Below are 25,111 nucleotides of genomic sequence, written 5' to 3'. Positions count from 1 at the left end.
CTTTTGATACACTGGAGAACCCATGACCATACCCCGGGTCAAAATCTGTGGCATTACCCGCATTGAGGACGGACTGGCGGCGGCAAACGCCGGTGCCGATGCCATTGGTCTGGTTTTTTACGAGCCCAGTCCCCGTTTTGTGACGGTCGCCAGGGCAGCAGCAATTTGTGCCAGCCTGCCTCCGTTCGTGACTACCGTCGGCCTGTTCGTGAATGCCACACAGGCGGATATAGAGAATGTGCTGAGCCAGGTACCGTTGGATCTGCTGCAATTTCATGGCGACGAGCCTGCAGAGTTCTGTTCCCGTTTTTCGCGCCCCTGGATCAAGGCGGTACGCATGAAAGACGATGTGGATCTGTATCAATGCGCGGTTCAATACCGGCAAGCAGCTGGGTTACTGGTGGATAGCTATGTGGCCGGTATTCCGGGGGGGACCGGTGAGACGTTCAATTGGGACAGGTTGCCTAAGGACCTGTCCCTCCCCGTGGTGCTGGCCGGTGGCCTGCAACCGGGTAATGTGGCCGATGCCGTAGCACAGGTGCGGCCATGGGCGGTGGATGTGAGTGGTGGCGTTGAACAGAAAACTGTTCAGGGTGGCCGCAGTGGCGGGATCAAGGATCCTGCCGCCATCCGCGCCTTCATCAAAAGTGCGAAAACACGAGGAGTAGCTGGTGTCTGAACGCCCTGATTTTTCTGCTTTTCCTGACGCCCGAGGCCACTTCGGCCAATTTGGCGGCTGTTTTGTATCCGAGACCCTGATGGGGGCTCTGGACGATCTGGCCGCCATGTATGAGCGTCTCAAGGATGATCCGCAGTTCCGTGCGGATTTCGACTATGATCTGGCCCATTATGTCGGCCGCCCGTCTCCACTGTATCTGGCGGAGCGATGGTCGAAGCAGCTCGGCGGCGCAAAAATCTGGCTCAAGCGTGAGGACCTGAACCACACCGGGGCCCACAAAGTGAACAACACCATTGGCCAGGCGCTGCTTGCCAAACATATGGGCAAGCCACGGGTGATTGCGGAAACCGGGGCAGGGCAGCATGGGGTGGCAACTGCCACCGTGGCCGCCCGGCTGGGGCTCAAGTGCCAGGTGTATATGGGCGCCGAGGATGTGGAGCGACAGAAGCTCAACGTTTACCGCATGAAGTTGCTGGGTGCCGAGGTGATTCCGGTCACCTCCGGTTCGAAAACCCTGAAAGATGCCATGAACGAGGCCATGCGTGACTGGGTCACCAATGTGGATGACACCTTTTACATCATCGGCACCGTGGCAGGCCCGCATCCTTACCCGTTGCTGGTGCGCGATTTCCAGTGCGTGATCGGTCGTGAAGCCCGTGAGCAGAGCCTGAAGCAGGCCGGTAAGCTCCCGGATGCATTGGTGGCCTGTGTCGGTGGTGGCTCCAATGCCATTGGCCTGTTCCACCCCTTCCTCAATGATGATGGGGTGGCCATGTACGGCGTAGAAGCGGCCGGCGACGGGATTGAAACCGGTCGCCATGCGGCTCCGCTGAGTGCAGGGCGCCCGGGTGTGCTGCACGGCAACCGCACTTATCTGATGGAAGACGACAACGGCCAGATCATTGAAACCCATTCCGTGTCTGCCGGCCTGGATTACCCGGGTGTCGGTCCCGAGCACGCCTGGTTGAAGGATCTGGGACGGGTAAATTATGTGTCAGCAGACGACACGGAAGCCCTCTCTGCGTTTCGTGAGTTGACCCGGGTGGAAGGCATCATGCCGGCTCTGGAATCGGCCCATGCGCTTGCCTACGCTCGCAAGCTGGCTCCGACCATGACCCCGGATCAGGACATCGTTATCAACCTGTCCGGTCGAGGGGACAAGGATATTCTGACTGTCGCTGCCATCGATGGCATTGAATTTTAAGGAGCAGTAATGCGTCGTATTGAAAGCTGTTTTCAGCGGCTGGCCGAGCAAAAACGCAAGGCATTGATTCCTTTCGTGACCGCCGGTGACTCCAGTAAGGAAGTGACGGTGCCACTGATGCATGCCATGGTGGAAGCCGGTGCCGACATCATCGAGCTGGGTGTGCCTTTTTCTGACCCCATGGCTGACGGGCCGGTGATCCAGAAGGCCTGCGAGCGGGCCCTGGCCCATGGCACTTCCACTCATGACGTGCTGGCAATGGTAAAGGCATTCCGTGAGCGCGATAGCGAGACACCGGTGGTCCTGATGGGCTATCTGAATCCGGTGGAAGCGCTCGGCTATGAAAACTTTGCCAAGGCGGCCTCACAGGCCGGCGTGGATGGCATCTTGCTGGTGGACTTGCCCCCGGAAGAGGCCCTGGAAATCAAGCCGGTGATGGATGCCTACGAGCTGGACATGATTTTCCTGGTGGCCCCGACCACCTCGGATGCCCGTATCAAGCTGATTGGCAAGGCCGGTTCCGGCTACCTGTATTACGTCTCTCTCAAGGGGGTGACAGGCTCGGCCTCCCTGAATGTGGACGAAGTGGCCGGTCGGGTTGAAACAATTCGCAACCTTGCTCAATTGCCCATTGGTGTCGGCTTTGGTATCAAAGACGCTGAATCTGCACAGGCGGTAAGTCGAGTGTCTGATGGTGTGGTTGTCGGGAGTGCCCTGGTGAATCAGATTGCGGCCAATCCGGACAACCCGGAAGCGATCAACCAGTCCATCAGTGACATTCTGGCCGCCATGCGTAACGCTATGGATCAGTAACGGGACCTTTGCATGAGCAACAGCAACTGGCTGGAAAAAATCCTGCCTGCAGTACGCCGCCCCCAGGAAAATCGGCGCAACAGCATTCCCGAGGGGTTGTGGCGCAAGTGCCCACGCTGCGACGGGGTGGTGTATCGGCCCGAACTGGACCGCAACATGGATGTTTGCCCGAAGTGTGAGCATCACCTGCGCATCAATGCCCGGCGGCGGCTCAAGCTGTTTCTCGATGAAGGCGTGCAGACGGAAATCGGAGCGGAACTGGCCCCGGTGGATCGTCTCAAGTTCAAGGACTCCAAGAAATACAAGGATCGCCTGGTCGCTGCCCAGAAAGCCACCGAGGAAAACGACGCCCTGATAGCCTTGAAAGGGACGTTGCACGGGGAACCCCTGGTGGCCTGTGCCTTCGAATTCAACTTCATGGGCGGCTCCATGGGCTCTGTGGTCGGTGAGCGGTTTGTCCGTGCCGTAGACGTATGCCTGGAGCAAAAGCTGCCGCTGGTCTGTTTTTCCGCCAGCGGTGGGGCGCGCATGCAGGAAGCCCTGTTCTCCCTGATGCAGATGGCCAAGACCAGCGCGGCGCTGGAAAAGTTGCGGCAGGCGGGTCTGCCGTTTATCTCCGTACTCACCGATCCGGTTTATGGTGGCGTGTCCGCGTCCCTGGCCATGCTGGGTGATGTGAACGTGGCTGAGCCCAATGCCCTGATCGGTTTTGCCGGACCTCGGGTCATTGAACAGACCGTGCGGCAGAAATTGCCTGAAGGTTTCCAGCGTAGCGAGTTCCTCTTGGATCATGGTGCCATCGACATGATCGTGGCTCGCCACGATATGCGCGATACCCTCCATCGCCTGCTGGCGAACATGATGGGCTGGTCCCTCCAGACTGTCGATGACTGACGATCCTGCCGCATCCGCTCTGGCCGCCTGGCTGGAGCGGATCGAGGCCATGCATCCCACCGAAATTGAACTGGGCCTGGAGCGTATTCGCCAGGTGGCCAGTCGTCTCGGGGTGAGCACAATGCCTGTGCCGGTGATCACCGTGGCTGGCACCAATGGGAAAGGCTCCACCCTGCGCCTGATGCAGGTTCTGGCGGAGCGTCATGGCCGAAGAGTCTGTCTTTATACCTCCCCTCATCTGCATCGTTTCAATGAGCGCGTTCGCCTGCCTGATGGTCTGGCGTCTGATCAGCAGCTCTGTGAAGCGTTTGAACAGGTGGAGCAGGCGCGCCAGGACATTTCCCTGACCTATTTCGAGTTCAGTACCCTGGCGGCGCTGTGGCTGTTCCGGCAGAGCGGGGCGGATCTGGTACTGCTGGAGGTGGGCCTCGGGGGCCGACTTGATGCGGTCAATATCGTCGATCCGGATGTGGCGGTGGTCACCTCGGTGGGGCTGGATCACCAGGACTGGCTGGGTGAGACCCGGGAAGCCATTGCCGGTGAAAAATGCGGGATTGCCCGATCCGGCAAGCCGCTGGTCTTTGGTGAGGCAGACTGGCCGCAAAACCTGCTGGAGCTGGCAGGACAGTATGCCGCGGTGCCGGTGTTTGCCGGCCGGGATTTCCGTCTTGCCCGGCAGGGAGTCACTCTCTGTGATGGGCGTGACCTGGGTTTTCCCGACCGGGTAGTGCTGGGTCGGGATAATCTGGCGACGGCTTGCCAGGCCCTCAGCCTGGCGGGGGTGCAGGTCGACACAGCGGACTGCCAGGCCGTGGCTGAAGTGACCCTGTTCGGGCGCTGTGAATTCCGACAGATTCAGGGCCGTGCCTGCTGGTTTGACGTGGGCCATAATCTGCCCGCGGTTGCGCGTTTCCTTCAGATGCTGCCCCACTGTGAGGGGGCGCGACACCTGGTGTTCGGGATGATGGCCGACAAGCCGATCGATGACGTGGTGGCGCTCTTCACCGGACAGCCGGTGAGCTGGCATCTGGCCGCGCCTGCGATTGCCAGGGCCGCCCCCGCGACCAGGCTGGCCGCTGCCTTGCCGGAGCAGGCATCCTGCCGCCAGTACGCTAGTGTCCGTGAGGCGTTGCAGGGTGCCCTTAACGCTGCACAGGCCGACGATCAGGTGCTAATCTTCGGGTCTTTCTATACCGTTGCGGAAGCGAGGGGAGAGCAAGGTGGATAAACGAACCCGTCAGCGCATTGTCGGCGTTGTTCTGTTGTTGGTCCTGGCGGCTGTGCTGGCACCCTTTGTGTTCCGGTCGCCGGAACAGATCCGCAATGCCCTGGATATGCAAATTCCTGATCAGCCGGAGATGACGGCGGTCAACGTGGATCCTGTGGTGACAACCGAGATGGAGGAGGCCGCGGCGGAGCGCATTGAGTCGGAGAGAGAGGCGGTCAGAGCTGCTGCGCAGGAGCATTTGCAGGCGAATCCAGACAGTGCCGAGCCGCCGCCAGCCAAGGATCCTGTGGTGACGGAGGATGCGCCAGTGCCACCGCCGGCAGATCCGGATGACGGTCCGGTGCTGGCCGGTTTTGTGGTTCAGGTGGGCAGCTATTCCAGTGTCGATAACGCCGAGGCCGTGGTGGAGAAGCTGAAAGCCGCCGGTTACCGGGCATACAGCGAGACTGACAGCCACCAGGGCAAGGTCGTTCACCGTGTCATGGTGGGGCCGGAAATCCACAAGAAAGATGCCGAACGAACCCGCCAGCAGCTGGCGGATGACAGCCGTTTCGGCTTCAAGGGGCTGGTACGGATTTACGCCCCCTGATTGCCGCCATCCACGGGCTGTATCCATGGGCAAGTGGGTCAGCCTCTGTTAAACTTCGCGCTCTGAATTTTCCGGGTGTCCCGCCGCTGGCTGCAGCGCAAGGGCACCCCCGGACGAGCGTTTATCCGCCGGTGAGAGCACGCTTTACATGAATCTGGCAGACGCCATCATTCTGATTGTCATCGCAATTTCCGCTTTGCTGAGCGTGCGCCGAGGCTTCACCCGTGAAGCCTTTTCGTTGCTCACCTGGGTGGCGGCCTTTATCATCGCGCGCCTGTTCAGCCCGGCCCTGGATCTTCTTCTTCAGGACCAGATTACCACTCCCAGCCTGCGTGCCGCTGTTGCTTTCGGCCTGCTGTTTGTCTTGACGCTGGTGGTCGGTGCCCTCATTAACCATTTGCTCGGTGAGTTGATTCGTGTCACCGGGCTGAGCAGTACTGATCGATTGCTGGGTATGGTCTTCGGCGCCATGCGAGGTGTGCTGCTGATGGTTGTGCTGGTAGCCCTGGGGCGGCACCTGTTTGGTGCCGATCCATGGTGGCAAGAATCCACCCTGGTTCCGCATCTGGTCATGATGGAAGCGTGGACCCGGGACATGGGCGAAAAACTACTCGCTCTGGTCATGAACGTATAAGCAACGAGGGGCTGCAAGACATCGTTCAGATGAATGCGGTTAACAGCCCCTAACGAGAGGAAAGTACCATGTGCGGCATTGTGGGCATTGTCGGCCATAGCTATGTGAACCAGGGTATCTATGATGCGCTGACAGTCCTTCAGCATCGGGGGCAGGATGCAGCCGGTATCGTTACCTGTGACGGGGATCGTCTTTATCTGCGCAAGGACAACGGCATGGTGCGTGATGTGTTTCGCACCCGCCATATGCGCCGTCTGGTGGGCAACATGGGCATCGGTCATGTGCGCTATCCCACTGCGGGCAGCTCAAGTTCCGCGGAAGCCCAGCCGTTCTATGTCAACTCTCCCTACGGCATCACCCTGGCCCACAACGGCAATCTCACCAATGCCGAGGAATTGGCCGAGCATATCTTCCGGGCGGATCTGCGCCATATCAACACCACCTCCGATTCCGAGGTGCTGCTGAATGTGTTTGCCCACGAACTGCAGAGTCGTGGCAAGTTGCAGCCGGAGCCGGACGATATCTTTGACGCCGTCGCCGCTGTTCACAAGCGGGTGGAAGGGGCCTATGCGGTGGTGGCCATGATTACCGGCTATGGCATTCTGGCGTTTCGTGATCCCCACGGCATTCGTCCGGTCTGTTTCGGTCGCAAGGACACCCCCAATGGTCCCGAGTACATGGTGGCGTCGGAATCTGTGGCTTTGTCTTCCCTGGGTTTTCATATCGAACGGGATCTGGCGCCTGGTGAAGCCATCTACATTACTGCAGAAGGGGAGATGCACACCCGTCAGTGTGCCGACAATCCCAGTCTGCATCCCTGCATTTTCGAGCAGGTTTACCTGGCCCGGCCGGACTCCATCATCGACGGTATTTCGGTGTACAAGGCGCGCCTGCGCATGGGCGAGAAGCTGGCGGAGAAAGTCGAGCGGGAATGGCCGGACCACGACATCGACGTGGTGATCCCGATCCCGGATACCAGTCGTACGTCTGCCCTGCAGATGGCGAACCATCTGGGCGTCAAATACCGTGAGGGGTTCATCAAGAACCGCTACATTGGCCGAACCTTCATCATGCCGGGCCAGCAGCAGCGCAAGAAATCCGTGCGCCAGAAACTCAATGCCATTGAGCTGGAGTTCAAAGGCAAGAATGTGCTGTTGGTGGATGACTCCATTGTCCGCGGGACGACCTGTAACGAGATCATCCAGATGGCCCGGGAAGCCGGCGCCCGCAAGGTCTATTTCGCCTCTGCGGCGCCTGCGGTGCAGTATCCCAACGTCTATGGCATTGATATGCCGGCCGCCCAGGAGCTGATTGCCCACGGCCGCACCACTGAGGAAATCGGCAAATTGATCGGTGCCGACAAGTTGATTTACCAGGATCTGGAAGATCTGGTGGAGACGTGCAAGGAAGGTAATCCCGGGGTGGAGTCCTTCGACTGTTCCGTGTTCAATGGAACCTATCTGGCGGGCAACATCACCCCGGAATATCTGGCCGGTCTGGAAGCCCGTCGTAACGATATGGCCAAAGGCAGTAGTGAGAAAACCCGCGCATTGGCAGATAACGAGATTATCGATTTGCACAATCCGAACTGAGCAAGACCGAAGGAAAACCGAGGCTATCAATGAACGATCTGGATCCGACACAACTTGATGTGGAAACCCTGGCTATCCGCACGGCACAGTTGCGTACGGACGAGATGGCACACTCGGATCCGATTTTCCTGACCTCGAGTTTTGTCTATGAGAGCGCCGCCCAGGCTGCGGCCCGATTCGGAGGCCAGGAGCCGGGTAATATCTATTCCCGCTTTACCAATCCCACGGTACGCGCCTTCGAGCAGCGGCTGGCAGCGCTTGAAGGGGGCGAAGCCTGTGTGGCGTTTGCTTCTGGCATGGCCGCCATCAGTGGGACTTTCTTTTCGCTGTTGTCTCCGGGCGATCACATTGTCAGCTCACGCAGTGTGTTCGGTACCACCAATGTGGTGTTCGACAAATACCTGGCCAAGTTCGGTATCGAAACGTCATTGGTGGATCTGAGTGACTTGCAGGACTGGGAAGCGGCAATACGGCCGGAGACCCGGATTCTCTATCTGGAAACCCCGTCCAACCCGCTATCGGAAATTGGCGATATTCGCGCCCTGGCCAAGTTGGCCCATGACAATGGCGCACTGCTGGTCGTGGATAATTGCTTCTGCACCCCTGCGCTGCAAAAGCCCCTGGCGCTTGGCGCTGATATCGTCATCCACAGTGCCACCAAGTATCTTGATGGCCAGGGGCGTTGCCTCGGTGGTGCCGTGGTAGGCCCGAAAGCCGAAATGGAAGAAGTGCTGGGTTTTGTTCGTTCCGCCGGTGCCTGCATGAGCCCCTTCAACGCCTGGGTATTTCTCAAGGGCCTGGAAACACTATCCCTGCGGATGGAAGCCCAGAGCGCCCGTACCCAGGAGCTGGCCGAGTGGTTGGAAAAACAGCCTGGCATTGTGCGGGTGCATTATGCGGGCCTGAAACATCACCCTCAGCATGCTCTTGCCGGAAAACAGCAGTCCGGTTTTGGCGCTGTCATGTCCATTGAAGTGGAAGATGCTGCGGGAAACCGGGACCGGCAAGCAGCCTGGCGCTTTATTGATGCCACCCGGCTGATTTCCATCACCGCCAACCTGGGTGATGTTAAAACGACGATTACCCACCCGGCATCCACAACCCACGGGCGGGTTAAAGAGGAAGAAAAACAGCGGGCAGGGGTCACTGAAAACCTGATTCGTCTGGCCATTGGTCTGGAATCGGTGAACGACCTGAAGGCAGACTTGAACCGGGGTCTACAGGCGATCGCCAGCGCATAACAACAAGCGCCGGCGTAGGCTGGCCAATCGGGTTAAAAAGACGCCTGTACTTCATCTGTCGCGCCCGCAATAAATAGAATCAAGGGGAACCATGCAGGCACTGGATAAAGTTCTGGCCCAGGTGGGCCGTGTTGTACTGGGCAAAGAAGAACAACTCAAGCTCGCACTTACCTGCATGCTGGCCAATGGTCACCTGCTTATCGAAGACCTGCCCGGCATGGGTAAAACCACGCTCGCGCATGCCCTGGCCAGGGTCTTCAAGCTTGAGTACCGACGGGTGCAGTTCACCAGCGACATGCTGCCTGCGGACATTCTTGGCGTCTCTGTGTTTGACCCTGCCACACAGCAATTCTCCCTGCGCGAAGGGCCGGTTTTCACCCAGTTGCTGCTTGCCGATGAGATCAATCGCGCCACACCGAAAACCCAGAGTGCATTGCTGGAAGCCATGGAAGAGCGACAGGTGACTCTGGATGGGGTGACCCGGGATCTGCCACAACCATTCTTCGTTGTCGCCACCCAGAATCCGGTGGACCAGGCCGGCACCTTCGTGCTCCCGGAATCCCAACTTGACCGTTTCTTGATGCGAATTTCCCTGGGCTATCCCGCGCCGGAAGTGGAGCTGCAATTGCTGGCCGGTGGCGACTTGCGCGAACAGGTGCGGGAGTTGCAGGCCGTCATAAACAGTGAAGGCCTCATCAAGCTGTCACGGGTCGTGGGGAAGGTGCGCGCCAGCCACGAACTGCTGGACTATGTACAACGGCTACTGGATGCCACCCGATCTGATGACCGTTTTGTCTCCGGGTTGTCTCCCCGGGCAGGTCTGGGGCTGCTCAAGGCGGCCCGTGCCTGGGCCCTCATCAGTGGGCGTGATTATGTCTTGCCCGAGGATGTACAGGCAGTGTGGCCCTCTGTGGCGGAGCATCGTCTCAGTGCCCGGCAGGGTGGCAGTGTGGCCGCCACCACCCAGTCTTTGCTGCAGTCCGTTCCCGTTATACGCCGTTAGCCATGCTGATGCCGGCGCCGATACGGAACCTTTATGAACGCTGGCTGGCGCGGCGCTTACCGCCGGCCAGACAGGTGGTGCTGGATCAACGGCGCATCTTTATTTTTCCCACCGGCTACGGTTTCTTCTATCTGTTGGTGTCCGCCCTGTTGTTCATCGGCGGCATCAATTATGAAAACAATCTGATCCTGGCCCTGGCGTTCCTGCTTGCCAGCCTGTTCATGGTGGCAATTCTGCATACCTTCCGGAACCTGTCCGCCCTGGGCATGCGTAACGGTGATAGTGAATCCGGCTTTGCGGGGGAAGAAGGGGCACTGGAAATTGTGCTGTTTGCCCAACGTCGCGATCACCATTGTGTCTGGCTACGCTGGCCGGACCAGGATGCTCAACAGATCAGCATCCGCAGGGGCGAGGAAGAAAGCCTGTGGCTGAACCTGCCGTTGCCCGAACGGGGCAGGGTGACGGCGCCCCGGTTAAGGGTAGAAAGCCGCTTCCCGCTGGGACTGCTGCGAAGTTGGTCCTATGTGTCCATGGACCATTACTGCCTGGCCTGGCCGCGCCCGCAGGAAAGCCCGGATTGCCCGGCCGATGGCGGCAAGGAAAATCAGCAGTCATTCAGTAGTGGTCAAACGGGCAATGACGAATTCCAGGGGTTGCGAAACTACACAGCGGGGGACTCCCTGCGACGGGTCGACTGGAAAGGGTACGCGCGGGGCCGTGGGCTGAATACCAAGCAGTTCGAGGAACCGGTCGGTGGTCGTCTGTGGCTGCGCTGGGACCGTCTGCAGGGCCTGGGGGAGGAGCAACGCTTATCCATATTGTGCTACTGGATTTTGCAACTGGATCCGCAGCGCCAACCCTATGGTCTGGAGTTGCCCGGGCTGACACTGGCTCCGGATACCGGTGACGTGCATCGCTGGCGGCTGCTGGATGCATTGGCCAGTTATCCGGATTTCTGAGGTTCTCCATGGCGCGCATCTATCAGGTTCCATCCCATACCCGACTCTGGCTGGCTCTGGCTGTCGTGCTGTGCTCCATCCCGCAACTGGTCAAAGGCGTTCTCTGGCAGACCGGTTTGCTGGCGTTGGTGATCCTGATCCGCTGGCTGGTGGATCATCAACGTCTGACACTGCCGGGCCGGATAGTGCGTTCCCTGTTGTTGATCGGTGCTGTCGGTCTGACGTTTTTCAGCTTCGGTCGACTGTACGGGCCCGAAGCCGGGGTCGCTCTGCTGGTGAGCCTGTTCGCGCTGAAGTATCTGGAAGTGGTGCAGCAGCGTGACGCCTATGTGGTGATTGTGCTCGGTTATTTTGTCTGTGCAACCGCGCTATTGTTTTCCCAGACCCTGGGCATGTTTCTCTATGTGCTGCTGTGCATGATGGTCCTTACCACCTGCCTGGTCGGGATCAACCACAGTGATACCCGTGCCAGTGGCTGGGTACATGGCAAGCGTGCGGCGATGATGACCTTGCAAGCGATTCCCATGATGGTGGTGCTGTTCCTGTTGGTACCCCGGGTCGCGCCGTTATGGAATATGCAGGTGGGGGGAGACAAGGCCCGCACGGGGATGAGCGACAGCATGTCGCCGGGACAGATCAGCGAGTTGTCGGAGTCGGCGGAGCTGGCGTTTCGGGTGGACTTTGAGGGAGAGATGCCGTCGCGGGGCCAGCGTTACTGGCGGGGCCTGACGCTGAGCCACTATGACGGTCGAACCTGGCAGCAGGCGATCCCCCAGGGGATCCCGGAATCGCAGTACCTGTACCGGCCAGGCAATAACAAACCGGACTGGTACCAGCGGATAGCAGAGCAGCGGGAGTCAGGGCTGCCCGGTTACCGCTATCAGGTGATCGCGGAACCCACCCAGCGGCGCTGGTTGTTCAGCCTGGATGTGCCTTTCCCGATCTATGGCGATGTGGCCCTGGCCAAGGATATGCGTCTGGTGGCCAACCGGCCGGTTTCCGAGCGATTTGCCTATCGCGTGGAAAGCGTGCCTGCCGTGGCCGAAGAGATTGACCTGACCCGGCTGGAGCGACAATTGATGTTGTCGATACCGGAGGACGCCGGGGTCAAGGCACGTGGCCTGGCGCAACAGTGGCGTCTGGAAAGTCCTTCGGCGGAGGGCATCGCCCAGCGTGCCCTGCAATACTTCCGGGAGCAGCCTTTTCACTACACCCTGCGGCCCCCACGGCTTGCCATGGATCCGGTGGATGATTTTTTATTCCGAACCCGGCGGGGGTTTTGTGAGCACTATGCGTCCAGCTTTACCTTTCTGATGCGCGCTGCAGGGGTGCCGGCCAGAGTGGTGGTTGGCTACCAGGGGGGTGAGCGTAACGAGCTGGGCTCACATTTACTGGTGCGCCAGTATGACGCCCATGCCTGGAGTGAAATCTGGCTTGAAAACAAAGGGTGGACCCGTGTGGATCCCACCGCCGCGGTTGCCCCCGAGCGCATTGAGTTTGGTCTGAGAGAGGCCCTGGAAAACAGCGAGGAGGGCAGCGATCTGCTGGATGATCTGGGGCTGCGTCGTTTCTCGGATGGCGGCGTACTGGCGCTGGTCAGCCAGTGGATGGACTATGTGGATTTCCGCTGGCAGACCTGGGTGTTGGGCTACGACAGTGTCTTCCAGTCCGAATTTCTCGGAGACCTTCTCGGCGCGGTTTCGCCAACGCGCATTGCCATTGCCCTGATTGTCTCTGTCGGCGTGCTGATGGGGCTCTATGCGCTGTTTCTGCTTTGGCGAACCGGCAAGGCAAAACAGACGCTGATGGAGCGGGAATACTGGCGGTTACATCAACGGGCCAGTGAACGGGGGCGCCCCCTGGTAGTCGGCCTGAGCCCCATGCAGCTATGCGATGCGATCAGCGAGCAATGGCCCCAGGCGGCTGGCGCTGCCCAAAGTTGGGCAAAATACTACCAGAAGCTCCACTACGATCCCGCTTCGCCACCGAATAAACAGCAACGGCGTCATTTACGCAGGCTCCGAAATCGCTTATACAAATTATTGGACTAGTGTGTTATCTGTATAGGATAGCTCTCTGATCCAACGCTGCGATAACTGGTTGTTATGGAGAACGACAAATGCGCGCCGCAAATTATAAGAAAGGGCTCGAACTCACCGATCACAGCCCCTGGGCCCAAACTTTCTGGGACGATCTGGTACCGTTGAAAAATCAGGTGGTGGAGCATCCGGTCTTTGTGGAAATGGGGGCCGGGACACTCAGCTTGCCCCGTTTCCGCAGTGCCTTGCTGAATTTCTATCCGCTGGTGGAAAACTTTCCCAAGTACATGGGGCTGAATCTGGCCAAGACCCAGCCAGGCCGGTATCCCGGCCACGAAGAAAGCAAGAACTGGTTGATCAGCAATATCAAGGTCGAACAACGCCATGCGTACTGGTATCAGGACTGGGCCATGGGCTTTGGTATTACTCTGGAAGAGCTGGAGTTTGTCACGCCGCCGCCAGCCATGGATGCGGTAAACCATTATCTCTGGCACATGGGCAGACAGGCCAGCCTGGAAGAAGGCATTGCCGCCACCAATCTGGCCATAGAGTGGGCCACGGGGGAGTGGAGCCAGAGCGTGGTCAAAGGCATGCAGGCCTATCAGGAAAACGGGGTGGCCACCATTAACCGCCATTCCATGGCCTGGCTGCGAGCCCACGCCTCCTACGATGATGCCCATCCCCACGAGGCCATGGAGCTCATCAAGCTCACCTGTGTCGATCAACAGAGCCGGGAAAGAGCCTTTGCGGCAGCGGTGAAAGGGCTGGAGTACTATGTCCTGGCACTGGACCACTGCTACGCTCAGTCAGACTGAATAGACTTGATCACGTCTACACATCCGGGAAAGCCATCTCTGGTGTTTGGTGGTTCTTCCCGGTCCGGTTTGTTTTCGCTGTTAACTCTTCACTATTAGCGGTTCACTGCCGTTACATGTACACCTTCAGCTTGTCGCGGATGACGCGCTGTATGGCTTTGATTTCCATGGGCGAGCGATCAGACAGTCTGGAGGGTTGAATACGATGCAGGTGGAGGCAGGGAAAATCCTTGCGAAAGGCCCGTAAATCCCCTTTGGTGATGACCGGGAGGAAGGGGATGGTAGTGGATTCCTTCTTCATCAGCGCCCACAGGCCCACTTTCAGAGGCACCGGTTTGATAACCCGCTTGCCATACTTCAGTAGCCGTAACGTCAGAAAAAGCCCTTCCTTACCGAACAAATCTCCAGGCACGATATACATGCCGGTGGCGTGAACACTATGATCCCCAATACTGTTGAACGTATCGTGGTATGCATAGGGATTGGGCAGAATCACCAGTGAGCGATCGTCATCCGGTGGTATGGAAATATCGTAATTGGTATAGAGCTGTTCCACCGGCGCACTGTATACGCACAGCGTATCCTGAAACTGTTTGATGAAATTGACCGCCCGCTGGTGGTTGTCAAAGTCATTCAACTTCCAGATCAGGTGCTCAGGAATCCCCAAGTCATTCAGCATATATCACTACAGAAAGTCATTATTAATTATTAGTCGATGATGAGCAGAATATAGCATAGGTCCGTTTCCCCACCAGCGGTATTGATTCACCAAGTTGACCAGAAGTGACCGCCGTCACGGCGCCTCAGCAATGGACGTAACAAATGCAGAACGAATTTCCCGTCGATGATGTGGTGGCGCCACTCCTTGAAGCCCTGCAGCAATCCGGCTGTGCCATTCTGGAAGCGCCTCCGGGGGCCGGGAAATCGACCCGTGTGCCGTTGTCACTGCTCGAGCGTTTCGGCTCCCGCCCGGGGCGCATTCTGATGCTGGAGCCCCGTCGGGTTGCCGCCCGTTCCGTGGCGACCTTTATGGCTTCCCAGCTCGGTGAGCCGTTGGGGCAGACTGTTGGTTACCGAACCCGGACCGATACCCGAGTCAGCGCGGCCACCCGGCTGGAGGTGGTCACGGAAGGGGTGCTGACCCGCATGGCGTTGAGTGACCCGGAGCTCCAGGGTATTGCGCTGGTCATCTTTGATGAATTTCATGAACGATCCCTGAATGCGGACCTGGGGCTGGCTCTGGTCAGGGAAATCCGAGAGGCCTTCCGCCCGGATCTGGGGTTGCTGGTCATGTCCGCGACGCTGGACTGTGGGCCCCTGGAGGCCATGCTGGAGGCGCCGGTCATTCGCAGTGAAGGGCGCAGTTACCCGGTGGAGGTTCTCTATCGCCCGCCGGCATCACGTCAGGATTGGCGCGACCACTGCGTGCAGCAAATTCTGTCCGTGACGGCTGACGCCCAGGTGATACTGGTGTTTCTTCCGGGCCGGGGGGACATTCGCCGGGTAGCCCGGGGTTTGTCCGAATCCGGATACGGTTTGCCAGTGAGAGAATTGCATGGGGGGTTGCCGCTGGCGCAGCAACAACAGGTGCTGGAAGCAGCCGCAAACGGTGAGCCTCTGGTGGTGTTGGCCACCAATGTGGCGGAAACCAGCCTCACCATTGAGGGGGTTACCCATGTGATTGATAGTGGCCTGGCCAGGGAGCCCGTCTATGACCCGGCCCGCCACCGTAGCCGTCTGGTGACTCGCAGGATCAGCGAAGCCAGTGCTCGTCAGCGTAGCGGTCGGGCGGGGCGGTTAGGCCCCGGCTGCTGTGTGCGGCTATGGTCAGCCTCAGAGGTCATGGCCAGCCACCAGAAGCCGGAGATTGCCCGGGTGGCGCTGGACCCTCTGGTGCTGGATCTGGCCCGCTGGGGATGCCGGGAACCTCAGCAGATGCAATGGCTGGACCTGCCCCCTGTGGCAGCCTGGAACAGTGCGGTGGCGAGGCTGCGCGACGGTGGGGCGCTGGATGCTCAAGGTGGGCTTACCACGTTTGGCGCTGCGATTGCCGGCCTGGGTGTTGAACCCGCTCTGGGGATGCTGATTCTGGCCGGCCGGGAGCAGGGGCTGCCCGTTTGTGCCGCCCGGGTCGCCGCGTTGCTTTCAGAGCGAGACATCCTGAGCCAGGGTGTGGATTTGCGCAGCCGGCTGCAGGCCCTGGAAACCAGTCCGGATCGTCACCGTTCGCTGCTGCTCGAAGCACAACGTCTGCTAGCCGGCGACCCACAGGATCGACAGGACTGGCGCCAGAGTCTGGGGGCGTTGCTGGCCCGGGTATACCCGCGACAGCTGGCTCGACTGCGCCAGGGAGAGGGTAACCGCTACCAGATGATGGACGGCCCGGGTGTGCAACTGCCCCCCGGGGACAGTTTGTCCGGGACATCATGGTTACTGATTCTGGACACCGACGGCCAACCCCGGGATGCCCGTATCCGGCTCGCCATGCCGCTGGATGAGACGGACCTGGACTCGGTTCTGGGGGACCATGCCCAGTGGCACGAACAGATCGGGTGGGATCGTCAGCGTCAGCGGGTAACGGGCTGGCGCCAACGGCGTCTTGGCGCCATTGTCCTGCACAGTCAGCCCATGGCGTCGCTTACCGCTGGGCAACAGGTACAGGGACTGCTGGAGGGGCTGCGGACGGATGGCCTGGGGTTGTTGCCCTGGTCCGAGGACTGTCGGCAGTGGCAGGCCAGGGTGGCAACGCTGGCGGCGGTGGAGGGAGAGCATTGGCCGGATGTGAGTGATGAGGCTCTGCAGGAAAACCTGGAAAGCTGGTTGGCGCCTTTTCTCGCCGGGATGCGTACCCTTCAGGATCTCAAACGGGTGCCGCTACGTGATGCCCTGAACCTGCTATTGACTGCGGATCAGCGCAAGCAGCTGCAAAGGGATATGCCGGAGGCGATCACCATTCCCACCGGACGACGGGTGTTGCTGGATTACACGGGGGAAACCGTGGTTCTGGCGGTCAAGTTGCAGGAATTGTTTGGCCTTACCCGCTTGCCAGCCATTGCCGGAGGAAAGCGGACCATCAGCGCCCATCTCCTCACCCCGGCGGGACGGCCTGCCGCCATTACCGATAACCTGGAACGATTCTGGCGGGAGAACTACCCGGCTGTGCGCAAGGATCTGCGTGGCCGATATCCCAAGCACCCCTGGCCGGAAGATCCTCTGGCGGCAGATGCAACCGCGCTCACCAAACGGCGCCTGAGTGGCAGTGGTGGTCAGTAGTCGGTTGAAATGACGGCAAGGAAGGTGGGTGGCCCTGGATAGGGCAAAGTGCGGATGGAGGTTGCTGCTGGAACAGGATTGCCTCAAGCGTTGATGCGATGGCCGCCAATTCGTGCTGAATCCATTTATTTCCTGTTAAAACGCGAAACGCCCGGCACAGGCCGGGCGTTTCGGGTTCGCAAAGCGATTATCCGGTCTTAGACAGACTGGGCAACCGGGATCTTCACGGTATCGGCCACGTCCTGGTACTCCGGCATCTGGTCGAAGTTCAGGTAGCGGTAGATGTCAGAAGACATGGAGTCGATGGTGTTTGCATACTCCATGTACTCTTCCGGGGTCGGCAGCTTGCCGAGGATGGACGCCACAGACGCCAGCTCAGCCGATGCCAGGTACACATCCGCACCCTGACCCAGACGGTTCGGGAAGTTACGGGTGGAAGTGGATACCGCCGTGGACTTGGGCGCGATGCGAGCCTGGTTACCCATGCACAGGGAGCAGCCCGGCATCTCAGTACGCGCACCGGCGCTGCCGAAGATGTTGTAGTAGCCTTCTTCGGTGAGCTGGTGCTGATCCATCTTGGTCGGCGGTGCGATCCACAGACGGGTGGGCATGGTGCCGCTTTCCACTTTCTGCAGCAGTTTACCCGCCGCGCGGAAGTGACCGATGTTGGTCATGCAGGAACCGATGAATACCTCGTCGATCTTGGCGCCAGCCACCTCGGACAGGGTCTTGGCATCGTCCGGATCGTTCGGGCAGCACAGTACCGGCTCCTTGATCTGATCCATGTCGATTTCGATGACGGTGTGGTACTCGGCATCGGCGTCGGCACGCATCAGGCTCGGGTTGGCCAGCCACTCTTCCATGCCCTGGATGCGACGCTCGATGGTACGGGCATCGCCGTAACCGTTGGCAATCATCCACTTGAGCATGGTGATGTTGGACTTCAGGTACTCGGTCACGCTGTCTTCAGACAGGGTGATGGTACAACCGGCGGCAGAACGCTCGGCGGAAGCATCAGACAGTTCGAATGCCTGCTCCACAGTCAGATCGTCCAGACCTTCGATTTCCAGGACCCGACCGGAGAACACGTTGACCTTGCCGGCTTTGGCAACGGTCAGGTGACCGTCTTTGATCGCCTGCAGCGGGATGGCGTGTACCAGGTCACGCAGGGTGATGCCCGGCTGGCGCTTGCCCTTGAAGCGAACCAGTACGGATTCCGGCATATCCAGCGGCATGACACCGGTGGCGGCAGCGAAGGCTACCAGGCCAGAACCTGCGGGGAAGGAAATGCCCATGGGGAAACGGGTGTGGGAGTCACCACCGGTGCCCACGGTGTCAGGCAGCAGCATACGGTTCAGCCAGGAATGGATGATGCCGTCGCCCGGACGCAGGGACACACCGCCACGGTTCATGATGAAGTCGGGCAGGGTATGCTGGGTTTCGACGTCAACCGGCTTGGGGTAAGCGGCGGTGTGGCAGAAGGACTGCATCACCAGATCCGCCTGGAAGCCCAGACAGGCCAGATCTTTCAGCTCGTCACGGGTCATCGGGCCGGTGGTGTCCTGGGAACCCACGGTGGTCATCTTCGGCTCGCAGTACATGCCGGGGCGAACGCCTTCCAGGCCGCAGGCCTTGCCGACCATCTTCTGGGCCAGGGTGTAGCCCTTGTTGGAGTCACCGGGCTGCTCCGGCTTGCGGAACAGGTCAGACGGGGCCAGACCCAGCGCTTCGCGGGCCTTGGTGGTCAGGCCGCGGCCAATGATCAGGTTGATACGGCCGCCGGCGCGCACTTCGTCCAGCAATACCTGGGAGCGCAGTTCGAATTCGGCAATCACTTCGCCGTTCTTCTCGACCTTGCCTTCGAACGGATAGATGTCGATCTGGTCGCCGGTTTCCATCTTGGAAACGTCACATTCAAAGGGCAGGGCGCCGGAGTCTTCCATGGTGTTGAAGAAGATGGGGGCGATCTTGCCGCCAATGCAGACGCCGCCGGCGCGCTTGTTAGGCACGTACGGAATGTCTTCACCGAAGTGCCACAGCACGGAGTTTGTGGCGGACTTACGGGAGGAACCGGTACCGACAACGTCACCCACGTAGGCAACAGGGAGACCTTTGGCTTTCAGTTCTTCCATTTGCTTGAGCGGGCCGATTTCGCCGTCTTTCTCCGGGAAGATGCCTTCGCGGGCATTCTTCAGCATGGCGTTGCCGTGCAGCGGGATGTCCGGGCGGCTCCAGGCGTCCTGGGCGGGGGACAGGTCATCGGTGTTGGTTTCGCCGGTTACCTTGAACACGGTCAGAGACATTTTCTCTGCCAGATCCGGGCGCTTGGTGAACCACTCGCCTTCGGCCCAGGACTCGATCACTTCCTTGGCCTTGGCGTTGCCGGCTTTCATCTTGTCTTCCACATCGTGGAAAGCATCGAAAACCAGCAGGGTGTGCTTGAGTTCGTTGGCGGCGATTTCTGCCAGTTCGGCATCGTCCAGGGCTTCCACCAGGGTGGCGACGTTGTAGCCGCCCTGCATGGTGCCCAGCAGCTGCACGGCACGCTTGCGGTCGATCAGGGGAGAGCTGGCTTCGCCTTTCACAATCGCGGTCAGGAAGGCAGCCTTCACGTAGGCGGCCTGGTCCACGCCGGGCGGAACACGGTTAACGAACAGGTCCTGGATGAATTCTTCTTCGCCAGCCGGCGGGTTTTTCAGCAGTTCGACCAGCTCGGCAACCTGCTGCTCGTTCAGCGGCTTGGGCGGCACACCTTCGGCGGCGCGCTCTTCAACATGTTTGCGATAGGCTTCTAGCACAGCGTGTCCCTCTTTACTCGAATTGGCTGATTTCTTTTGGAAATCAGTCTTTTAGGGTGTTACTGGGGGTTGGAATTGCGCGCGGAGTATAGCCGAAACGCCATCAACTGTTAAGCCAAACCGCGGTTACAGCCATTCATGGGATGAATACTCGCAATCACTGAAAGCGAGATCCGTTGGCGTCAATAGGGGGCCTGGTGCCCCGGGGGCGGTCGCCGGAAGCGTTTATAGCTCCACAGATACTGGGCGGGCTCCTCGTCAATCAGGTGTGCGATGGAGCGGTTCATGGCGGTGAGAGCAGTGTCCAGATCGTCATCAGCCACCTGCGGGTCCGCCGGTCGCACGCGAATCTCGAATCCCTTTCCGTTCGGTAAACGGCGAGCCCAGGCCATAAAAGTGACTGCACCGGTCTGGCGGATCAGCTTGCAGGCCAGGGTGCCGGTGTAGGCAGGTTGGCCGAAGAAGGGGGCGTGCCGACCACTGCGACGATCCGGTACCTGGTCCGGCAGGATGGCGGTGAGCGCCCCTTTCTTCATGGCCCGGACCAGACCGGCCACTCCCCGGGCGGTGGTGGGGTACATGGTAGAGCCGAAGTGCTCGCGCCCGGAGCGTATCAGGTCATCCACTTCCGGCAGTCCTGACGGGGCAAACATGGCATGCAGACCGAACTCGGTGGCCAGCCAGAAATTAAGTACCTCCCAGCATCCCAGGTGAGGAGCCAGAATCATCACCGGTTTGCCGTCCTCCACTGCCTGCCGCAGGGGGCCGTCACCGTCCACTGCCACGATGCGTTTCAGTCCTTGCTCCGGTCGTCGCCAGAACAGGGCGATCTCGAAGGTATTGCGAGCGCTTTCCAGAAGCGATTGCCGGGCCAGATGATGACGCTGGACCTCGCTCAAATGGGGATAGCTGAGGGAGAGATTGATCCGGGACACATGTCGGGCCTCGCCGGGGAGTCGGGCCAGGATCGCACCGAACAGGGAGGCGATGGCACGGTTCACAGCGTAGGGGAGCCAGGCGATCAGTCGCAGTAATGACACTGCGATCACACCCTTGATGCGTTGAATTGTCGGATTGGTTCGTCGGCCCATGGCGGCAGAGTATAAGGGGCAGAAGGCTCGGTCGCAGCATTCTTCTCGACGACTGCCCCACAGTGCGGAACATTTTCTGTGTGTCTTCGTGTCATGTTTTGTGACATGACGTGCGGTTGACCCGATGTTCACTGCCCGAGGAACACTGTCGATCCATCTCATGCGGTGTTGGTAGGGAGAAACATCATGGTCAGCGTCATCAGTAACAGCCGGTTCAACAAACATTCCGCCGGATCGCGGCGGCGGCGGGGAAGGTTGGAGCGTTCAGCCATTGCCCGTCGCTTACCCGGAGTCCCGGCATTCCTTCTTGTGCTCGCCGGACTGGGGCTGGCCGGTTGCGGTGGCGACGACACGACCCGCTTTGTGGATCGCCCGGTTGAAGTTGTTGTCGGAGACGATCCGGTTTCCGAAGGCAGGGAGGTGTTTCGCTTCGAAACCTTCGGCAACGAACGCTTCTGGACGGATTTCATGCAACTTCCCCAGGGCATTGCCCAGGCTGAGGTAACCCCGCTGACAGCGTTGTCTCTTGGTTTGAACGTCAATGTGGAGGCACTGAGTCCTGGAACAGCTGCCGCCTTGCTGGATGCACTGGCAATGATAGAAGACGGAGCCAATCCTCAGGATACGGTCCTCAGCAATCCCCAGGTGACTCTCGCGCTGATCAATGAAGGGGCCGTCATTGGCGTTGTTCCCTTCGCCGCGGATGGCAGCCGAAAACCGCTGGGGAGTGACGCTGACTTCAACGCCAACGACAGTCTCGATCTGGCACGGGGTGATAAAGTCGGTGTGACCTGTGCCCTTTGCCACGCACGAACGGATGATTCCGTTGTTCCGGCCGGTTTTGCGGGCCCCGGTTCAGTGGGTGTGCAAGTGGATGGTGTCGTCGCTGAAGGCATTGATGTGGGCAATATCTTTGCCGCATCCGCGAATCCTTTGGCGTATTTGCCTTTACTGCAGCTTGAGTTTGACGCCCTGGACGGAGCAACCATTGGCAATGGTGATTTCACCGGCATACCGTCTGATGGCACCATTGACGACCTCAATCAGGTTGCCAGGGAATACCTGACCGGCGTGAACGAGGAAACCGGTATTCGCTACTATGCGGTGACTTCGTTTGACGCCACTCCGGACGGCATTGGCAACGCGACCTATGTGCCTCCGTTCTTCCGCACGGATCTGGCGGCGCCGTGGGGCCACAGTGGATCTTTTGCGCGCCTGAATGACTTCAACAATCTGGTCTATACCGTGGCGCTGGACCCCACCAGCCTGCTCACCGATGAGGGCAAGGCCTTCCTGAATGTGCTTGCAGGCCCGGTCGGTGACGAAATCACGCAGCGATATCAGCAAATTCTGGAAGACAGTGGTGTGCTTTCCTCCGGTATGGCGCTGGATGATCAGGTGCCGCTGGTAGACAGCGAAACCACGGGGATTGCTGCCGGGGATCCGACGGGTCCGGTGGGAGTGAGAGTCTCCGATGACAAACTGGATGCCCTCAAGGCATACACGGATCAATTGGAATCCCCGGCTGCTCCGCAAGGGCTGGATGCTGAGATGGTGGCAGCCGGGGAGGCGATCTTCCGCAATTCCCGTCCCGAGGGTGCCAACTGCGCTGCGTGCCACACGCCCAACCCCAATGACCCTGTGGCCAACATCATCGTGTCGATCACCACGCTGTACCGTGATTATGAAGACGATCTTCTGGTTCTCCTGGAGCGCGATGACCCGCTCAGTAATGTTCAGACCACCTTGGCCGGCCCCACACCGGATTACGACAACACCCTGGTGGTACTGGATGCCAGCGTGCGACAGCAGCAGCGAGGTTTTTCGAAACCGCTATTGCTGGGCCTGGCGGACAAGGATGAGTTTCTTCATAACGGTTCGGTGAAGGGTGAGGATGCGGCAGAGGCATTGAATAACCTGTTCAACCCGGCCCGGGGGGAAGACGAGATGGGGAATCCTGTAAATTCACCGCATCCTTTCTACTTCCCGAGATCGGTTGCTGATGAAACCCCGGCAACGGAGGAGGGCCGTGCGGCACTGGTCGAGTACTTGCTGAGTCGGACCACCCTTTAATCACGACGACCTTGGCGGGGCCTGCCTCTGGCCCCGCAAATGATGCACAGGCTTTGGCGCCGCTCTATACTTATCCCCCCGCGGCGCGAGAGTCCCATGCAAGATATCAGTTTCATTCACGAATTCCTGCCCTGTTCAACGCCATCGGCCTGGATCGACTGGGCGTTGCAGCATCCGGACATTCTTCTTATTGATCATGCCCATTGTGAGAAGAAAGCGGCCAGTACGGCCCTGAATCTCATGTTCCGTTATGTGGATCGGCCGGAATTACTGGATGCCCTGAGCCAGCTTGCCCGCGAGGAACTGCTGCATTTCGAGCAGGTGCTGCAGATCATGCGTCAGCGTGGCGTTACCTATGACCATATGACGCCGGCGCGTTATGCCAAGGGCCTGCGCCAGCATGTGCGCACCAGCGAACCCGGGCGTCTCATCGACACCCTGATTGTCGGGGCCCTGATTGAAGCGAGAAGCTGCGAGCGCTTTGCGGCTCTGGCTCCTCATGTGGATGAGGAGTTAGGTCGCTACTACCGTTATCTGCTGAAAAGCGAATCACGACACTTCGAGGATTACCTGACCTTGGCCGAACAATATGCCGGTGGGCCGATCGAGGAGCGGGTGGGTTTCTTCAAGGAAGTGGAGCGGGAGCTGGTGGAATCGCCGGATTCGGAGTTTCGGTTTCATTCTGGAACGCCGGAAGGGAATTAATAGTTAATAATGAATAATTAATAGTTGCGCGAGCAACAGCTGTAATGGTTCAAACGCAAGAGGCCGCGCCCATAGGTTGGGCGCGGCCTCTTGCGTTTGAATAAGACAAAGCTAAGTCGCGAGTTATTAATTATTAACTATTCATTATTAATTAATTTCAAAGCTTTCCAACCGCAGCCCCTTCTCACTGTCCGCCACAATCTGCCAGCCCAGCTTGCCCCAATCACCCAACACCCAGCGTTTTCCCTGGCCATCGGCCAGCGCGACGTCATGGATGTTGGGACGGTGGGTGTGACCGTGGATCAGGTGTTTGACGCCAGCTTCGTCCATCACCCGGACGACTTCTTCCGGGGTCACGTCCATGATGTTTTCGGCCTTGTTGGCGTTATTGCCCTGGCTTTGCATGCGCATGCCCTGGGCGATCATACGGCGTTCTTCCAGGGGTTTGGCCAGCATACCCTGCTGCCACTGGGGGCTGCGGGCCATGGTGCGGAATTGCTGATAGGCCGTATCCAGGGTGCACAGGCTGTCACCGTGCATCAGCAGGGCAGAGGTGCCATACAGATCGACCACGGTGCCTTCTTCCAGCAGGTTGCCACCACAGGCGGCAGCGAAGCCCTCACCGAGCATGAAATCCCGGTTGCCATGCATGAAATAGAGCTGGCTGCCGTTGTCGCTGAAACTGCGGAAGGCACTGATGGCTTCCTGATTGAACGGCGTGTCATCGTCATCGCCGATCCAGGCCTCGAACAGATCGCCCAAAACATAGAGCGCGTCTGCCTTGCCGGCATGGGCTTCCAGCAGTTTGCCCAGAGCCTCCAGATGTTCCGGTCGGGCCGGGTCCAGATGCAAGTCGGAAATAAACAGGGTGTAGCTCATGGTTACTGAGGGCCTTTCTCTGTATCACCGGCTGCATCCAGGCGGTAGGCCCGGGTAATCAGAATGGGCACTTCCGGCACATCCCGTGCCATCATGCCATTCAGGCGCTGGCTGGTGGTGCGCTCGCGGGCGATATTGTCCACCACGGACATGCCGTCCGTGACTTTGCCGAATACGGCATAGCCCCAGCCGCGCGCGTTCTTGCCGGAAAAATCCAGATTGCCGTTGTCGACCAGATTGATAAAGAACTGAGCAGTGGCGGAGTGCGGGTCGCCGGTACGGGCCATGGCCAGAGTGCCACGCTCATTGCTCAGGCCGTTGTCCGCCTCATTCTGGATCGGGGCGCGGGTCGCCTTGCGTTGCCCGTTCTGGTCAAAACCGCCACCCTGAATCATGAAACCCCGAATGACCCGATGGAACAGGGTGCCGTCGTAGAAGCCCGCATCCACATATTTGAGGAAGTTGGCGACCGTCAGTGGGGCCTTGTCCTCGTAGAGTTCCACGGTGACAGGCCCGGCAGAGGTTTCCAGGCGAACCTGCGGGTTGGCGAGCAGCAGGGTCGGTACCAGGGTAAGCAGGGCGATGGCCAGAACGCGCATGGG

Annotated in this window: 21 protein-coding genes; 16 read left to right on the top strand and 5 right to left on the bottom strand. The window is 59.4% G+C overall.

From position 1 onward, the window contains the following. Positions 1-22: 22 nt before the first annotated feature. The 13 genes from C4S63_RS05540 (at position 23) to C4S63_RS05480 (ending at position 13,690) form a co-directional block, all read left to right on the top strand. Positions 23-679 carry a phosphoribosylanthranilate isomerase gene (locus C4S63_RS05540; RefSeq protein ID WP_062816145.1) on the top strand — a complete coding sequence of 219 codons (657 nt, stop codon included), beginning with the start codon at positions 23-25 and terminating at the stop codon, positions 677-679. After that, entirely contained in the window at positions 672-1,883 is a 1,212-nt protein-coding gene (trpB, locus tag C4S63_RS05535; protein WP_062816144.1) for a tryptophan synthase subunit beta, read from the top strand. Before C4S63_RS05540 ends, trpB begins: the two co-directional genes overlap by 8 nt. Positions 1,884-1,892: 9 nt before the next feature. Further along, the gene (gene trpA, locus C4S63_RS05530) at positions 1,893-2,696 is read left to right on the top strand and encodes a tryptophan synthase subunit alpha (RefSeq protein WP_103916944.1); all 804 of its coding nucleotides are present in this window, start codon (positions 1,893-1,895) and stop codon (positions 2,694-2,696) included. Positions 2,697-2,708: 12 nt separating this feature from the next. Then, complete coding sequence (gene accD / locus C4S63_RS05525) at positions 2,709-3,590, top strand: acetyl-CoA carboxylase, carboxyltransferase subunit beta (RefSeq protein WP_062816142.1); 882 nt, start codon at positions 2,709-2,711, stop codon at positions 3,588-3,590. Next, a complete protein-coding gene (locus C4S63_RS05520) occupies positions 3,583-4,818 on the top strand; it encodes a folylpolyglutamate synthase/dihydrofolate synthase family protein (protein WP_103916943.1) in 1,236 nt (411 codons plus the stop codon). Before accD ends, C4S63_RS05520 begins: the two co-directional genes overlap by 8 nt. Further along, the gene (locus C4S63_RS05515; RefSeq protein ID WP_231866052.1) at positions 4,811-5,407 is read left to right on the top strand and encodes an SPOR domain-containing protein; all 597 of its coding nucleotides are present in this window, start codon (positions 4,811-4,813) and stop codon (positions 5,405-5,407) included. The genes C4S63_RS05520 and C4S63_RS05515 overlap by 8 nt, the downstream gene beginning before the upstream one ends. Positions 5,408-5,555: 148 nt before the next feature. Further along, entirely contained in the window at positions 5,556-6,041 is a 486-nt protein-coding gene (locus C4S63_RS05510; protein WP_062816139.1) for a CvpA family protein, read from the top strand. A 68-nt stretch (positions 6,042-6,109) separates the two neighbouring features. Beyond that, on the top strand, positions 6,110-7,633 hold the full coding sequence (purF, locus tag C4S63_RS05505; RefSeq protein WP_062816138.1) for an amidophosphoribosyltransferase: 1,524 nt from the start codon (positions 6,110-6,112) through the stop codon (positions 7,631-7,633). Between the two features lie 29 nt (positions 7,634-7,662). Next, positions 7,663-8,874, top strand: a complete 1,212-nt coding sequence (locus tag C4S63_RS05500) for an O-succinylhomoserine sulfhydrylase (protein WP_062816137.1) — start codon at positions 7,663-7,665, stop codon at positions 8,872-8,874. Positions 8,875-8,965: 91 nt separating this feature from the next. Continuing rightward, complete coding sequence (locus C4S63_RS05495) at positions 8,966-9,877, top strand: MoxR family ATPase (protein WP_062816136.1); 912 nt, start codon at positions 8,966-8,968, stop codon at positions 9,875-9,877. A gap of 2 nt (positions 9,878-9,879) precedes the next feature. Next, the gene (locus C4S63_RS05490) at positions 9,880-10,836 is read left to right on the top strand and encodes a DUF58 domain-containing protein (RefSeq protein WP_103916942.1); all 957 of its coding nucleotides are present in this window, start codon (positions 9,880-9,882) and stop codon (positions 10,834-10,836) included. A gap of 8 nt (positions 10,837-10,844) precedes the next feature. Beyond that, positions 10,845-12,887: a DUF3488 and transglutaminase-like domain-containing protein gene (locus C4S63_RS05485; protein WP_103916941.1), complete on the top strand. Its 2,043-nt coding sequence runs from the start codon at positions 10,845-10,847 to the stop codon at positions 12,885-12,887. Positions 12,888-12,955: 68 nt separating this feature from the next. Then, positions 12,956-13,690 carry a TenA family transcriptional regulator gene (locus C4S63_RS05480; protein WP_062816133.1) on the top strand — a complete coding sequence of 245 codons (735 nt, stop codon included), beginning with the start codon at positions 12,956-12,958 and terminating at the stop codon, positions 13,688-13,690. Positions 13,691-13,802: 112 nt separating this feature from the next. On the opposite strand, the gene C4S63_RS05475 is transcribed toward C4S63_RS05480, so the two are convergent. Then, positions 13,803-14,369, bottom strand: coding sequence for a hypothetical protein (locus C4S63_RS05475; RefSeq protein ID WP_062816132.1), 567 nt, complete (start codon positions 14,367-14,369; stop codon positions 13,803-13,805). A gap of 143 nt (positions 14,370-14,512) precedes the next feature. Here C4S63_RS05475 and hrpB point away from each other — a divergent pair, with 143 nt between their 5' ends. Continuing rightward, entirely contained in the window at positions 14,513-16,963 is a 2,451-nt protein-coding gene (gene hrpB / locus C4S63_RS05470; RefSeq protein ID WP_103916940.1) for an ATP-dependent helicase HrpB, read from the top strand. Between the two features lie 197 nt (positions 16,964-17,160). Here hrpB and acnB read toward each other — a convergent pair whose 3' ends face one another. Both acnB and C4S63_RS05460 read right to left on the bottom strand, forming a co-directional pair. Further along, entirely contained in the window at positions 17,161-19,761 is a 2,601-nt protein-coding gene (gene acnB, locus C4S63_RS05465) for a bifunctional aconitate hydratase 2/2-methylisocitrate dehydratase (protein ID WP_062816130.1), read from the bottom strand. Between the two features lie 182 nt (positions 19,762-19,943). Continuing rightward, positions 19,944-20,801 (bottom strand): lysophospholipid acyltransferase family protein, encoded by an 858-nt coding sequence (locus tag C4S63_RS05460; RefSeq protein ID WP_234999943.1) that lies wholly within the window; start codon positions 20,799-20,801, stop codon positions 19,944-19,946. A 237-nt stretch (positions 20,802-21,038) separates the two neighbouring features. On the opposite strand from C4S63_RS05460, the gene C4S63_RS05455 reads away from it, so the two are divergent. Both C4S63_RS05455 and C4S63_RS05450 read left to right on the top strand, forming a co-directional pair. After that, the gene (locus C4S63_RS05455; RefSeq protein ID WP_200819507.1) at positions 21,039-22,925 is read left to right on the top strand and encodes a hypothetical protein; all 1,887 of its coding nucleotides are present in this window, start codon (positions 21,039-21,041) and stop codon (positions 22,923-22,925) included. A gap of 96 nt (positions 22,926-23,021) precedes the next feature. Beyond that, entirely contained in the window at positions 23,022-23,630 is a 609-nt protein-coding gene (locus C4S63_RS05450) for a tRNA-(ms[2]io[6]A)-hydroxylase (protein WP_103916938.1), read from the top strand. Positions 23,631-23,777: 147 nt separating this feature from the next. Here C4S63_RS05450 and C4S63_RS05445 read toward each other — a convergent pair whose 3' ends face one another. Together C4S63_RS05445 and C4S63_RS05440 are read right to left on the bottom strand one after the other, a co-directional pair. After that, positions 23,778-24,509, bottom strand: coding sequence for a UDP-2,3-diacylglucosamine diphosphatase (locus C4S63_RS05445; protein WP_063508345.1), 732 nt, complete (start codon positions 24,507-24,509; stop codon positions 23,778-23,780). Between the two features lie 2 nt (positions 24,510-24,511). After that, positions 24,512-25,108: a peptidylprolyl isomerase gene (locus tag C4S63_RS05440; protein ID WP_062816126.1), complete on the bottom strand. Its 597-nt coding sequence runs from the start codon at positions 25,106-25,108 to the stop codon at positions 24,512-24,514. Between the last annotated feature and the right edge of the window lie 3 nt (positions 25,109-25,111).

Source organism: Alcanivorax sp. DSM 26293 (genome assembly GCF_900107995.1).
Classification (GTDB): Bacteria; Pseudomonadota; Gammaproteobacteria; order Pseudomonadales; family Alcanivoracaceae; genus Alcanivorax.
This window is presented reverse-complemented; position numbering and strand designations above follow the sequence as displayed.